Origin of the sequence: Pigmentiphaga litoralis, assembly GCF_013408655.1 — a bacterium.
Lineage (GTDB): Bacteria > Pseudomonadota > Gammaproteobacteria > Burkholderiales > Burkholderiaceae_B > Pigmentiphaga > Pigmentiphaga litoralis_A.
Genome location: NZ_JACCBP010000002.1, coordinates 960,294 through 975,817 on the forward strand (window position 1 = coordinate 960,294; position 15,524 = coordinate 975,817).

Sequence of the window (15,524 nt, forward strand, 5' to 3'; positions counted from 1 at the left end):
CATACGGTGCCGCTGATGACATTAATAACAAGAAACGCCATTTTGGCGTGTTGTCACCCTGCAGGCCACTATCGCACTGTCGGCAACCACAATAAGAAACACGTGCCCCGACCCGCTGACGTCCACCTGACACGCGCCCCGATCGCCTTAGCCCGCCGCAGCTGATTCTGCAGCCCGCTCCCGCCAGACTGCCGTGCTGGCGCCAGCGCGAACCCCACCCCGTTGTCGATGATGGTCAGCCTGATGCCATCTGCGGTCTCGGCTGTCGCCACACAAATCTCGGTGGCGTGAGCATGCTTGATGATGTTGGTGAACGCCTCTAGCAGGATCCGCAGAATATGCAGCGACACGCGCGGCGCCAGGCGATCCCGTGAACCCACGTCCTTCACTTCCCACCGCAAGGCAATGCCTAGCTTGTCCAATCGGGGGCCGAGACGAAAGCGCAGTGTGTCGAGCAACAGCAGCAGATCGGCGTCTACCGACTCCGATGAATCGATCGATAGCTTCAGGTCTTCGACGCATTCCTTCAGGATGTCGGCAACATCCGCCGAATCCAGTTGCCCGCATTCCACCGGCCCCACCGCGCTGGTCCGGGCTGCGTCCAGGCCAGGGCGCATCTCCCGCTTCCTGCGGCGTCCATCGCTCGGCGATCCGCGTTGTTCGATGACGCGCAGGCGCGGCTGGCCATCGCTGGTATCGACTTCGACGACGTTGTCGATTGCGGCCATATAGCGTTGGAGCACCAGATACATCAGGATCAAACAGGCTCCGACGTTGACGAAGGCGCCAAGCAGCAAGTGATCGATGTCGACAAGGTTGTTATGCATGAGCCAGTCGTGCACGCCTAACGTGACGCCCAGCAGGCCCCAGGCGGCGACGAGCATGCCGGGGTTGGAATGCCCCGATCTGGCGTCCCATATGCCGGTGCCGAAGACAAGCAGCCCCAGCAGCAGCAACGGCAGGTAGATCAAGGGTCCGACAATGCCCACGTAAGGCATCGCTAGAACGAACGGCAGGGTCAGCAAGCTGCTCGCAACGGTCGTCACGATCAACGTGCGTTGCAACAAGGGGCGGGGTCGGCCATGCAACTCCACCAGGATCAGGTGGGCCAGAAAAACGACGACAAAGCGGGCGGTGACGTCGGCCCAGGTGAACCAGGCGTCGTCCAGGGGAATCCAGTCGGAGCCGACGTAGTAGCGCAGCGAGCGGACATAGACGGCGACCGACATCAGGGCGAACAGCAAATACAGCTTTTCGGACCGGTTCCGTCGCCACACGAACAGCACGAAGATACCCATCGCCAAGAAGGCTACGCTGCTGGCAAGCGGCAGGCGGTTCTGCAGCCAGTTGCGCCATTGATAGCGCCACCTTAGGGCGTCCGCAGTACCCACCCACACAGTGGACAGGGCGCTGTCGAGGTTGCGCAGGTGCTGGATGCGGAGGGTGACGGTGTCGGGGGGTGATGCGTCGCCGAAGTTGTCCAGCGGGATCCAGATGGGGGCATTCAGTGGGGTCGACAGATTGAAGTCGGATTGGTACAGCAGGCGCGAATCGGCGTAGATGGCGATGCGACCGGCGGCTTTCCAGCGGGGAATGTAAAGGTAGCGCGGGCCTTTGATCGGGGTGAACGGGGCGGTCTGCAGGCGGTACCAGGTGATGGTGGTGGAGGCGAGGTTTTCATTGGGCCTCGGAGCCGGCTTCAAGCGCGAGTACGGGGAGGCATGGGGAAGGTTGACGTCGGTCCAACCGCCAGGAGGGGCATCTGCTGGAAGCGAATCGGATAGACGAACGTCCGGCTCAATCGTAGTGGGTGCGATCGCGACGCCCGGATCGGCACGGGGGTCAATCGTGTAAGGTGCCGGCGAAAACCCGATGCTGGGCTGGTCCAGCTTCTGCGCTTGCCGCACATTCAGACTGCCTGGCTCCAAAAACGGGTCAGGCGCCGACGCATATCTATCCAGACCCAGCGCCGCGACGATCAACAGGGCTGCGAGCACGGCGAGGCGGTTCATCATTGGGGTTCCTGCGGTGTGAGGACCCGCTGCCGCGATTATGCCCGACCGGACTAGCGATGGATGAGTAAATTATCCCCGCGCCGTCGGCAACCACAACACAAAACACGTTCCGCGATCCGCCGGCGTCCACTCGACACGCCCGCCGATCGCCTCGGCCCGCCGCAGCTGATTCTGCAATCCCCGGCCGCCCGCCAGGCGTGCCGGCTCCAGCGCGAAGCCCACCCCGTTGTCGATGATCGATAGCGTGACGCCATCCGCAGTTTCGGCCGTCACCACCCGAATCTCGGTGGCGTGGGCATGCTTGATGATATTGGTGAACGCCTCTTGCAGGATCCGCAGAATGTGCAGCGACATCCTGGGCTCCAGCCAATCCAGCGGGCGCACGTCCTTCACTTCCCAGCGCAGCGCAATGCCCATGTTGTCGAGCCGAGGCCCGATGCGAAAGCGCAGGGTGCCGAGCAACAGCAGCAGGTCGGCTTCGACAGGTTCCAGCGAATCGATCGACAGCTTCAGGTCTTCGACGCAGTCTTTCAGGATCTCGGCAACGTCGGACGAATCCAGCTGCCCGCGTTCCACCGATCCCAATGCGCTGATCAACGAGGCGCCCAGGCCGTCGTGCATGTCTTGCGTCATGCGGCGCCGTTCTTCGTTCAGCATTTCGCGTTGTTCGATGTCGCGCAGGCGTTGATGGCTGGCGGTCAGCTCCGCTTCGCGGATGTGCAGCCGGCTTTCGAGCCGCGCGTTGGCCTGGGCGACATCGTCGATGGCGACCATGTAGCGTTCGAACACCAGGTACATCAGGATCAGGCACGCGCCGACGTTGACGAAGGACCCGAGCAGCAGGTGTTCGATGTTGACCAGGTTGTTCTGCATCATCCAGTCATGCACGCCAAAGACGACGCCAAGCAGGCCCCAGCCGGCCACCAGCATGGCGCGTTTCGAGTGACGCTTTCTGGCGTCCCCCATGCCGATGCCGAAGACGAGCAGCGCCAGGACCAGCAGCGGCGGGTAGATCAGGGGCGCGACGATGCCTGCGTGCGGCATCGACAGAAAGAAGGGCAGGGTCAGCAGGCTGCTGGCGGCGGTGAATGCGATCAGGGTGCGCTGCAACCAGGGGCGGGTTCGCCCGTGCAGTTGTTCCAGGATCCGGTGCGCCAGATAGATGATGACGAAGCGTGCATTGACGTCGGCCCAGTTGAACCAGGCGTCGTCCAGCGGTACCCAGTCGGGGCCGACGTAGTAACGCAGCGAGCGGATGTAGACGGCGATCGACGTCAGAGTGAACAGCAGGTAAAGCGTTTCGGACCGGTGCCGCCGCCACACGAACAGCACGAAGACGCCAATCGCCAGGAAGGCGGCGCTGCTGGTCAGGGGCAGGCGGTTCTGCAGCCAGCTGCGCCATTGGTAGCGCCAGCTCAGCGCGTCGGCGGTGCCGACCCAGACCGTGGACAGGGCGCTGTCCAGGCCGCGCAGGTGCTGGATGCGGATGGTGACGGTCGTGGGCGGGGACGCGTCGCCGTAGTTGTCCAGCGGGATCCAGAGGGGTTCATTCGACGGGGTCGAGTACAGGTTGGAGTTGGATTGGTACAGCAGGCGCGCGTCCGCATACACGGCGATGCGTCCGGCGGCTTTCCATCGGGGAATGTACAGGTAGCGCGGCCCGCTGATCTGGGCCAACTGACCCGTCTGCAGGCGATACCAGGTGAGTGTGGTGGGCGTGAGGCTTTCGCTGGGCCGCATGGCGCGTTTCAGGCGCAGATAGGGCGATGCGTGGGGCAGGCTGACGTCGGTCCAGGATCCGCCGGGCGCATCCGGCGAACGCGGATCGGGGTCGATGGTGTAGGGCGCCGGGGAAAATCCCGTGCTGGGCTGATCCAGTCTCTGGGCCTGGGTCAGGTGCAGGCTGCCCGGCGGGGCGGCCGGATCCTGCGCTGACACGAAGCTGCCCAGGCCCAGCGCCACGACGATGCAACACGCGGCCAGCAGGGCAAGGCGCGTCATTCGGCCGTTTGCCGGCTTGCCTTGCCCGCCGCGCCGCCGAGCAGGCCCTGTGCGTACCCTTCGTAGATCGCTTCGGCCTTGGATTTGACCTTGAGTTTGGCGTACACACGGCGCACGAAGGTGGTGACGGTGTGGTTGGAAATCTGCATCAGCCCGGCGATCTCGCCGTAGGTGAAGCCCTTGGTGATCAGCTCCAGCACTTCGTGTTCACGTGTGGACAGCGTGGGGTAGGGCATGGCCGGGACCGCGGCGGGGGGCGGATACGGCAACACCGATGCCGGCAGCGGGACGGCCGGGGTTCGGACCGGCGCCACGGCATCCTGCCCCCGGAACCGCCTCAGGATCTGCCGGGCGATCAGCGGGCTGACCGGGCTGCCGCCGCTTTGCAGGCTGCGGATGGCATCGGCCATGTTCTGCGGCGAGTTGCCCTTGAGCAGGTAGCCTGACGCACCGGCTTCGATGGATCGCAGCACGTGGGCTTCGTCGCCGAAAACGGTGCTGACCATGATGCCGCAGTCTGGCCACTTGCCCGCCGCGGCGTGGATCACGTCGATGCCGGATCCGTCGGGCAACCCCAGGTCGACCAACAGCACATCGGCCGCCGGACCGTCGAGCAGGCGTAAGCCTTCGTCGCGCGTCCGGGCCAAGCCGGTCAAGCGGATTTCATGCGACGTGTTCAATGCGGATACCAGCGCATCCGAAAAGAAAATGTCGTCTTCTACCAAGGCAACGTGGATGAAGGGCAGGGAGTCGGGGGACGTCATGGTGGGTTCCAGTGGCGATGACCCGCCGTCGCGATTATGCCCGAGGGAACTACATAAGGATGAGCAAGATTATCCGGGCTGTTGCGAATACTGCCATGTCACCTGTTCTGGGGACATACACGCCGGAAGCGGTTGCGTAGGGTGCAAGCCTCCCTATCTTCAGTTGCCGAGACGTTTATGAACCATGCCTACCGTGTTGTCTGGAATGTGAGCCTTGGCGTGTGGCAGGCCGTCTCGGAACTGGCGCGCGCCTCGGGCAAAAGCAGTGGCGGCGCGGCGCGCAAACGGGCACGCCTGCTGGCGGCGGCACTGCTGCCCCTGGGGGCGGTGGGCCTGGCCTTGGGCACGGCGTCGTTCGATGCCAGTGCGACATCCGTCACGACCGGCCAGAATTACTACGTGCCGACCCGCAGCACCTATCTGTTCGGCGCGGCCGGGACGGCGGGCCAGAATGCGGACGGCCATGGCGGCAAGTGCCATCACGGCCCGATTCCGGGCAGCGCGGGCGCCAATGGCAGCACGGTCAACCAGACGGTGACCTATTCGCCGACGACCCATCCGTTCAACGGCACGATCGTCGTGGCGGGCAGCACCGGCGGCACGGGCGGGGCCGGAGGCAGCGGCGATCCGCAAGGCGAATGCGGCAAAGGCGACTTCTACGGCATGGCTGGCGGAGCCGGTGGCAACGTGACCCTGGTCGTCAACCCGGGCACCACTGCCCCGGCAGCGGGCTATACGGTCACCAATACCGGCATTGTGGCCCTGAGCCATGGCGGCAACGGCGGCGCGGGCGGTGACAACACGCGGGCCCGGGACAACTACAGCGCCGGGGATGGCGGCGCTGCCGGCAACGCGGGCGAGGTGACCGTGACCAATCATGTGTCGTTCAACGTGACGGGCGGAGCGTCGGCCTTCGGGATCGTCGCCCAGAGCGCGGGCGGCCAGGGCGGCGAAGGAGGCACGGCGCCAAACGGCAAGGCCAAGGGCGGCAGCGGATTGCCAGGCGGCACGGGTGGCGCAGCGAAGGTCACGAACACGGGCAACATCACGACCGCGGGCGGCATCGCGATCGCGGTCCAGGGGATTGGCGGATTCGGTGGAGATGCGGGCACCAACACCAAGGGCTATGGCGGGGGCGGCGGCTACGGCGGCAACGGGGGATGGACCTGGGCCAACAACAGCGGCGCCCTGCAGGTGGGGTCGGCCGGCGCCGCCACCCCGGCGGGGGGCATCGGTCTGGCTGTGCAGTCCGTGGGTGGGGGCGGCGGCAATGCAGGCGCCGCCGCGGGCCTGAATGCGCTGGGCGCGGCGGGCGGCACCGCGGGGCATGGCGACAACGCGTCGGCTACCAACAGCGGGTCGATCAAGGTGTATGGCGAGTCGAGCATCGGCGTCTTCACCCAGTCCATTGGCGGCGGGGGCGGCAGCGGCGGCATGGCGGTATCGTCGGGCAAACACACCACGGCCATCGGCGGTAGCGGCGGCGACGGCGGCAATGGCGGCCACGTCTCGGTCATTAATACCGGCGATGTCTGCACCGGCCTGGCGTGCACGTCGGAGGCGGCCAGTGACGAGACGGCGGGCGGCGCGGTGGGCATCCTGGCCCAGTCGATCGGCGGGGGAGGCGGCATCGGCGGGTATGCCAAGGCCCGGGGGCACACCAATTCGATCTTCGGCAATACGTCGGCGTTGGCGCTGGGCGGCGAAGGCGGGGCCGGCGGAACGGGCGGCCGGGTGATCGTCAGCAATACCGCCGACATCAAGACAGCTGAAATCGCGTCGGCCGGCATCATGGCCCAATCGATCGGCGGCGGCGGTGGCGCAGGCGGCGGCGCCGTCGCGTTTTCCACCGCCATCCTGGGCGCGTCGGGGGCAATGGCCTTTGGCGCCTCGGGCGGGGGCGGGGGATCGGGCGGCGCGGTTGGCGTCAACTGCAATTCCTACAGCGGCTATTCATCAGGCTTCAGCGCGTGCAGTGGCGAGCCTGCGCTGGCCGCACGGTCGCCCAACTCGGACATCCTGACTGCCGGCCTGGCATCGCCCGGCATCGTCGCCCAGTCGATTGGCGGTGGCGGCGGCGCCGGGGGGTATGCCACGGCCTTGTCGGGCAGCCTGCTGGGCTCGCTGGCCATGGGCTTTGGTGGCAAGGGGGGCGCGGGCGGCGCAGGTGGCGCCGTGTTTGCCGGAACCAATGGCGGCACGATCCACACCACGGGCAACTATTCGCAGGGCTTGCTGGTGCAGTCGATCGGCGGTGGGGGCGGCAGCGGCGGCAGCAGCATGGACCTGAGCCTGGCGGCGGTGGGCTCATCCGCCTCGGTATCGGTAGGCGGATCGGGCGGGTCGGGCACCCACGGCGGCGCCGTGTCCATTTACAACCCGGGCGGCAGCATCACCACTGCCGGCGACGGCTCGCAAGGCATCGCCGCGCAGTCCATTGGCGGCGGCGGCGGCAACGGCGGCGCGGCGGTGTCCGTATCCGCGACCACCGGCTATTCCGCGTCGGTGTCGGTGGGCGGATCGGGCGCGACCGGCGGCGCCGGCGGCAGTGTGCAGATCGTCAACTTCAGCAACCTGTACGACCCGACTTTTGGCGCGGCCGCGATCACCACGACCGGCTATGGCGCCAGTGCCATTCTTGCCCAGTCCATCGGCGGGGGCGGCGGTCATGGGGGCTATTCGGTCGCCAAGACGGCGGGCTATATGGGCGCGGCCGCGGCGGCCATCGGCGGGTCGGGTGGTTCGGGCAACAACGCCGGCACCGTGACCGTGAACAACTATGGCGCGCTGACGACGCAAGGCGGCGGCGCGGCGGCGTTGCAGGTGCAATCCATCGGGGGTGGCGGCGGATCTGGCGGCTATGCCTATGCCGCATCGATCAGCGATTTTCTGGGGATCAGCATTGGCGTGGGCGGTGCCGGCGGCGCGGGCGCGGCCGGCGGAACGGTCTCTGTCAACAACCACGCGACGATCTCTGTCGATGCGCCAACCGGCAACGCGCCCGGCATCCTGGCGCAATCGATCGGCGGCGGCGGCGGGTCGGGTGGCTTTGCGGCGGCGGGCGTGGCCTCTATCGGTGGCGCCGTGTCGGTCGCGATTGGCGGCGGTGGCGGCAACGGCGGCACGGCGTCCACGGTCACCGCGGTCAATTCGGGCGAAATGAAGGTCAGCGGGGACATGTCCCCGGGGGTGGTCGCACAAAGCATCGGCGGCAACGGGGGCACGGGCGGATTTGCGGTGTCGGCGGCCCTGGGCGGCGTGGCCGGCATGTCGGCATCGGTGGGTGGGGGTGGTGGCAAGGGCGGTACGGCCAACGTCGTGAATGTCAGCACGACAGGCAGCAAGACCATTGCCACGACAGGCACGCAGTCATCGGCGCTGATTGCACAGTCCATTGGCGGCAGCGGGGGCACGGGCGGGTGGACGGTGGCGGCCGCCACGGGCCTGGCGGCAGCGCCTGCGGTCAGCCTGGGCGGTGCGGGCGGCGCAGGGGGACGCGGCGGCGCGGTCGTCGTGGACTCGGCCCAGAACCTGGATACCGGGGGCACCTTGTCGCCCGCCATCCTGGCGCAATCGATCGGGGGCAGTGGCGGGTCGGGCGGCTTCAGCGCGTCCTTGTCGGCCAGTTCGATCGTCGCCCTGGGCCTGTCCTTGGGCGGCCCCGGGGGCACGGGCAGCGCCGCCGGCACGGTACAGGTGTCGTCCACGGGCGGCATCCGGACCGGGGCGGATCAGTCCACCGGCATCGTCGCGCAGTCCATTGGCGGGAACGGCGGCAATGGCGGATCGGCCATGTCGGCCAGCCTTGCGCTCGGCAATCCGGAATCGAAGGTGTCGGTGGGTGCGTCGTCGACCATGGGGGGCACGGCGGGCACGGGTCAGGCAGGCCAGGCCGTCACCGTCATCAATCGCGGCTCGGTACAGACCGATGGCGCGCGGTCGCTCGGCATCATTGCGCAATCTGTGGGCGGCGGAGGCGGCAACGGCGGCAACAGCGCCGCCTTCAGCGCCTCGGCCGCACCCGGCAGCAGCACGTCGGCGTCCGTGGCGCTGGGCGGCAAGGGCGCGGCAGGCGGCAACGCGTCGGCCGTGCAGGTGCTGTCCACCGGCAACATCACGACCGGCACGCAGACCACGCTGGCCGCTGCGGCGGCCGGGGCCTCCAACAGCGATCAGTCCATCGGCATCCTGGCGCAGAGTATCGGCGGCAGCGGCGGCAATGGCGGATCGGCCATGGCCCATGCCGTGTCCGGCACGGCGTCGATGTCGGTGGCAGTGGGCGGGGGTGGCGGTGCGGGCAGCAATGGCGGATCGGTCGCGGTCGGCTTTGACGGCCTGGAATACATCGCCAGCTATTCGGACCTGATCCGGGCCTACGGCGCCGATGCGGCAGCCGGCCTCAGCCATTACGTCAGCACCGGCATCAACGAAGGGCGCACGCCCGATGGCTTCAACGCCGCACAATACCTGGCCAATTACTCCGACCTGCGGACCGCCTACGGGACGGACCTGACGGCCGCGGCCAGTCATTTCATCACCAGCGGCTACAAGGAAGGGCGTACGGACAAGGCGCCGTCCACGGGCGCGGCGACGGCCATGCCCGGCCCCGGTAGCGTCACCACCTGGGGCGATCAGTCCGCTGCCATCGTGGCGCAATCGATCGGCGGCGGGGGCGGCAACGGGGGGGCTTCCAGCGCCAGTTCCACCAGCAACAAGTACGCCGGCGCGGTGGCCATCGGCGGTTTTGGCGCGGGCGGTGGCAACGCCGGGGTGGTGGTCGTGGCGACGCATGACACGTTGACGACCCATGGCGCGCAATCCACTGCCATCGTGGCCCAAGCCATTGGCGGGGGTGGCGGCAGCGGCGGATCGGCCTCGACCTCGTCGGCAGGCGCACCGGGCGCCGTCCTGGAAGCGGGGGCGGCCGCCTTCAGCGGCTATGTCGGCAAGACAGTCGGCAACGCCACACTGACAGTGGCCAAGAAATTCACGCAGAGCGATAGCGCAGGATCATCCGAAAAGAAGAGTGACAACGGTGCGGGGGCATCCCTGAGTATCGGCGGCGCGGGCGGAATGGGTGGCACCGGCAACGCGGTTGCGGTGTCGACCAGCGGCACGGTACGCACCAGCGGTGACCTGTCGAACGGCGTGTTTGCGCAGTCGGTCGGCGGTGGCGGCGGCAACGGCGGGTCGACCAGTTCGAACGCCAGCGGCGCCAATGCGTCAGCCTCGCTCAGCCTGGGTGGCTCGGGCGCGACCGGCGGCGGTGCGGCGCAAGTGACCGTGCGCAACGATGGCGATATCGGCACGCTGGGCTCGCAGTCCATGGGGGTCATTGCGCAATCGATCGGCGGCGGGGGCGGCAATGGCGGGTCGGCCCACAGCACGTCGGAAGCCGGCGGCAAGGCGGCCGTGTCGGTCGGCCTGGGCGGCACCGGGGGCGGGGGCGGTTCGGGCGGCGCGGTCAACGTGATCAATACCAACCTCATCACGACCGCGGGCAGCCACTCGGCAGGCGTGTTCGCGCAATCGGTCGGTGGGGGCGGGGGCAATGGCGGCGCGGCGTCCAGTGCGGCCAAGGCGGCGTCGGCCGAAGAAGCCGAGTCGTCGGGCGGCACGCATGCGTCCACGGGCGCGGTATCCAGCACGTCGGGCCCGTCCAATTCCAGCAACTCGGCCGCCGCCGGCACGGCGTCGGATGGCGGCAAGGCCTCGGGTGCGGGATCCGATGGCGGCTACGCGGCGGGCCTGAGCCTGGGCGGTGCGGGGGGTGGCGGCAACCATAGCGGCGACGTCACGGTCAGCAACAGCGGCAGCATTCGCACCGGCACCCTGACTGCGCCCGACACGGGGGCGCAGTCGGCAGCGATCTTTGCCCAGTCGGTGGGCGGCGGCGGCGGCAATGGCGGCGCCAGCAGCGCGAATGCCGATGCGGGCAAAGCCAGCATTGCCCTGTCATTGGGTGGACTGGGCGGCGGCGCGGGCGCGGCCGGGGTCGTGCAGGTCAGCACGTCGGCAGGCAGCCTGACGACCTATGGTCACGGTTCAGCCGGCATCTTTGCGCAGTCGGTGGGCGGGGGCGGCGGCAACGGCGGGTCGGCTTCGTCCACCACGGGTGATGGCGGGTCCGTGTCGGCGGCGCTGGGGCTGGGCGGCGCCGGCACGGGCGGTGGCGCGGGCGGGGCGGTGCAGGTCTGCGCCACGGTCTCCGGCAGCCATTGCGCCAGCGGCAACGTCAGCACCATCGAAACGTTTGGTGCGCAGTCGTACGGCGTGCTGGCGCAATCCGTGGGCGGCGGCGGCGGCGCGGGCGGGTCGGTCACCACGGCGGCCACCGCGGGCAAGAGTGATGACGGGGGCAGCAATTCCGCGTCCAGCGGCTCCGGCGGGTCCAATTCGGCCACCGCGGCCAAAGGTGTGGCGGTGTCGGCCGGACTGGGCGGCAGTGGCGGCGGCGGCGGCGCCGGCGGCACGGTGGCTGTTTCCCAGGTCGGGAGCATCACGACCCACGGCGACCAGGCCACGGCCCTGATCGCGCAATCGATCGGGGGCGGGGGCGGCATCGGCGGGTCGAGCAGCACCAATGCCAACAGCGGCGCCTATGCGGTCAGCCTGGCCCTGGGCGGCACAGGCGGCAGTGGCGGGGCGGGCGGTGCTGTCACCGTGGACACCGATACGAAGGCAGCCCTGAGCACCACGGGCGCATTGGCGTACGGCATCCTGGCCCAGTCGGTCGCAGGCGGTGGCGGCCTGGCGGGATCGGCCAGCAGTACGTCGGCAGACGGCGGCAAGGCGTCGGTATCGATGGCCGTGGGCGGCGCCGGAGGCGGGGGCTGGCTGGACGGCGGCACGGTCAAGGTCACGCACGCGGGCACCATCGACACCAAAGGCTTTGGCGCCGACGGCATCCTGGCGCAGTCGATTGGCGGCGGCGGGGGCGCAGGGGGGTCCAGCGCCAGCAGCGCATCCAATGACGACGTGGCCGTCTCCCTGGGCGTCGGTGGCAACGGCGCGTCGGGTGGCAACGGCGGACTGGTCACGGTCAAATTCAGCAATGCCGTCGTCACGCATGGCAACAGCGCGACCGGCATCCTGGCGCAATCGATCGGCGGTGGCGGGGGCTCGGGCGCGTCGGCCACGTCGACCACGGAACTGGGCAATGACAGCGGCAGCACACCCGCATTGGCGTTGTCGTTGGGCGGCGCGGGGCATGGTGGCGGCTACGGCAACGACGTGACCGTGACCGGGACGGCCAAGACCGGGGCCGCCGTGAATGACGCCAAAGGCACCCTGCTGTACACGGCATCCGTCGTGACCGACGGCAGCGACGCCGCGGGCATTCTTGCCCAGTCGATCGGGGGCGGTGGCGGACGGGCCACCTCAGCCAGCAGCACGGCAAAGTCGGGTGGCAACAATGCCCTCAGCCTGGCCCTGGGTGGCGCGGGCGCGACCGGCGGTCCGGCATTGAAAGTCACGGTTGACCTGACCGGGGCGGGCATCCTGACCCGGGGCACTCACTCGCAGGGCATCGTCGCGCAATCGATCGGCGGGGGCGGCGGCATCGGCGGCAGTGCGAACACGGCGGCCGATTCCAACGGCGGCAACGGCGGCACCGCGCTGGCAGCCAGTCTGGGCGGCACCGCGGGCAATGGCGGCTATTCCAGCGCGGTCACGGTCAGTTCGGCTGTTGTCGTGCAAACCCACGGCGACCTGTCGACCGGCATCCTGGCGCAGTCGATTGCCGGCGGCGGCGGCGCCAGCGGCAGCACCGTGTCCACAAGCGACGCACGCCAGTCGCTCAGCGCAGGCCTGAACGTGGGCGGCTCCGGCGGCTCGGGTGGCACGGCCAACGCCGTCACCGTGAACCTGAACAAAGGCAGCCTGGACAAGGCGGACGCCTCGTTGTCGACCTTCGGCATCAACGCCCAGGGCGTGGTCGCGCAATCGATTGGCGGCGGAGGCGGCGTGGCGGGACTTGCCAGCACGGGATCCAAAACGGCCAGCGCCGGCGCCCTCAATGGCACCCTGGGCGCAACCGGCGGATCCGGTGGCGACGGCGGCACCGTCATCCTGAACAGCGCGCAGGCGGTCCAGACCTGGGGTGCGCAGTCGATCGGATTGCTGGCGCAAAGTATCGGGGGCGGGGGCGGATTGTCTTCTGCGTCCACGGCCAGCGCGGGGGGCTTCACCGGCGACATGCGGCTGGGCAGTGCCTTCGGCAGCTCCGGCAAAGGCGGCGCCGTCACGGTCACCACGTCGGCAGGCAGCGTGTCCACCGACGCAGACCTGTCGCCTGCCATCGTGGCCCAAAGCATCGCGGGCGGCGGCGGCGCAAGCCTGACACGGGTCAGCAACGTCAAATTGGGAGAGACCAGCGGCGGCAGCGCCTCGGCGATCGTTGTCTCGAATGCCGCCACCATCACTACCAAGGGCAACGGGTCTGTCGGCATCGTGGCGCAAAGCATCGGCGGGGGCGGCGGGCTGGCCTACGCGACATCGACCGGGACACTGGGCGGCTCGTCTCAAGGGTCGAACGCCAGTACGGTATATGTCAGCAGCAACGCCAGCATCACCACGTCGGGCATCAATGCCTTCGGCATTCTTGCGCAAAGCGTGGGCGGCGGTGGCGGGGCGGTGCTGTCCACGGGCAATGCCGTGACTGCATCGGCGCTCACCTACGGCTACGGCAACTCTGGCGACGTAACCATCAAGATCAACGCGCCCATCACCACCACCGGCGCCGGAGCCCACGGCGTGGTGGCTCAGTCGGTACGTGGTGGCGGGGGATCGATCACCAACGGCACGACCACCACGTTCTACAACGGCAACAAGGGCACCAGCGGTGTCGTGCACATTAGCCAGAACGCCAACATCCTGGTGTCGGGTGCGGGCGCCAGTGCGATCAAGGCGGGATCCTCGACCGATCCCATCGTTGAGATCGCCGCTGGCGTCTCGGCCATAGGCGGCGTGGGTGGCGCTGCGCTGGACTTCGAAAGCCCTCTCAACGAAGTGCACAACAACGGCACCATCGGCACGGTCGACGGCGCCGCCGGCATGGCCGTGCGGACCTTGTCGGGCGACACCTCCATCACCAACAGCGGCACGATGATAGGCAATATCAAGCTGTCCAGCGACGGCAGCAACCTGGTGCACAACACAGGCACCGGCACGTTGATCGCCGGGGCATCGCTGGATCTGGGCATCGGCACGCTGCGCAATGACGGTGTGCTGACCAGCGGCAACGCCGCCGGGTCGGTCACCCGCATTACCGGTTCGCTTGCGCAGTCGGCCAGCGGCACGATGGCCTTGCAGGTGGACCATGCCAATGCCCGCGTCGACAGCTTCGAGGTCAGCGGATCCGCCACGCTGCTGGGCAGCCTGCGGCCGTCATTGGCCAACGCCGGCCTGATTGCCCCGGGCAAAATGGCCCTGGGTACCTTCCTGAAGGCCTCCGGCGGCGTGGATACGTCAGGTCTGGCGATGGGGGGTGACACCGCCATCATGAAGTTCGCTGTCCTGCAGACCGGCGGTGAACTCGCCCTGTCGTCCACCGCAGACTTCAATCCGGCAGGCCTGAACGCCGACGGCCACCGGATTGGCGCCGTGATCGCACAAGCGCAAACGCAGGGCGCCACCACCTTCCGCACCCTGGTCGCACGGCTGGTCGACGTGCCCACCGTCGCGCAGCTCAGCCAGGCCTACTGGAACGTCAGCGGCGCCGCGGCATCGACCGTATCGGTATCGGCCGAGCGCATGGCCACGGCATTCAACCGCGTCCTGCTCCAGCAGGCCGGCGATGCACCCGGCAGCCGGATCGCATCGGCCCGGCCGCAGGCGCAAGCGGGGGCCGATGGCACCTGGCTGGACGAACGCAACACCACCTGGGCGCAGGTCTACGGCGACAACACCCGCATGGGACTGGACGCCTCGCGCAGCACGGGCGACCTGTCCGCCAACAGCCTGGGGCTCGCGTTGGGCCACGACCGCAAGGTCACGGCCGACACCACGGTCGGGCTGGCGCTGGGCAGCAGCATAGGCCGCACCAACGTGTCCGACCAATTCAGCGCGCGCAGCAACGCGCTGCAACTGGGCGGCTACGGCATCACCCGATCAGGCGCAGCCTACGCTTCGGCCGCCGCGTCGTACTCGCTGTACCGCATGAAAACCGATCGCTCCCTGGCGGCCACCCAGTCGTCCTATGGCGCGTCGTTCGACGCACACAGCCTGTCCACCCGCCTGGAAACGGGCTACCGCCTGGGCAGCGCCACGTTCGCAGCCACGCCGTACGCCGCCCTGCAACTGCAGCGCGTCATCACGCCGGGCTACAGCGAAACCGCCACCAGCGCCAACGCGGCGGGCCTGGCGCTGGACTACGAACGCCGGTCGGTCAATTACGTGCGGACCGAGTTGGGCATGTCGGTCGACAAGACCTTTGCGTTCAACGGCAACACGGCGCTGGCCTTGCGCACGACCGCGGCATGGGTGCACAACCGGTCAAGCAATCCGGACCTGCGGTCGTCGTTCAGCGGATTCGCGGCGGGCGACTTCACGCACTCGGCAGTGATTTCGGCCGTGAACCATGCCCGGGTGTCGGCGGGCGCGGACTTCACGTTCGCCAAAAAATGGTCGCTGGGCATGAATGTGTATGGCGAGTTCGGCAAGGCAACCCGGACGGTGGCGGGGGGAGCGTCGTTGCGGCATCAGTTCTGATCTGGAACCGACGACGGCGCGGGCATGCCCCGCG

Annotated in this window: 4 protein-coding genes; 1 reads left to right on the top strand and 3 read right to left on the bottom strand. The window is 68.4% G+C overall.

Features of this window, described 5'->3' with window-relative positions; translation table 11 throughout:
* Positions 1–68 precede the first annotated feature (68 nt).
* The 3 genes from HD883_RS24290 to HD883_RS24300 form a co-directional block, all read right to left on the bottom strand.
* Entirely contained in the window at positions 69–2,015 is a 1,947-nt protein-coding gene (locus HD883_RS24290; RefSeq protein ID WP_179589624.1) for a sensor histidine kinase, read from the bottom strand.
* Positions 2,016–2,084: 69 nt separating this feature from the next.
* On the bottom strand, positions 2,085–4,016 hold the full coding sequence (locus HD883_RS24295; protein ID WP_179589626.1) for a sensor histidine kinase: 1,932 nt from the start codon (positions 4,014–4,016) through the stop codon (positions 2,085–2,087).
* Positions 4,013–4,780: a response regulator transcription factor gene (locus HD883_RS24300; RefSeq protein WP_373563459.1), complete on the bottom strand. Its 768-nt coding sequence runs from the start codon at positions 4,778–4,780 to the stop codon at positions 4,013–4,015. Before HD883_RS24300 ends, HD883_RS24295 begins: the two co-directional genes overlap by 4 nt.
* A 177-nt stretch (positions 4,781–4,957) precedes the next feature.
* On the opposite strand from HD883_RS24300, the gene HD883_RS24305 reads away from it, so the two are divergent.
* On the top strand, positions 4,958–15,490 hold the full coding sequence (locus tag HD883_RS24305; RefSeq protein WP_179589628.1) for an ESPR-type extended signal peptide-containing protein: 10,533 nt from the start codon (positions 4,958–4,960) through the stop codon (positions 15,488–15,490).
* The last annotated feature ends 34 nt before the right edge of the window (positions 15,491–15,524 follow it).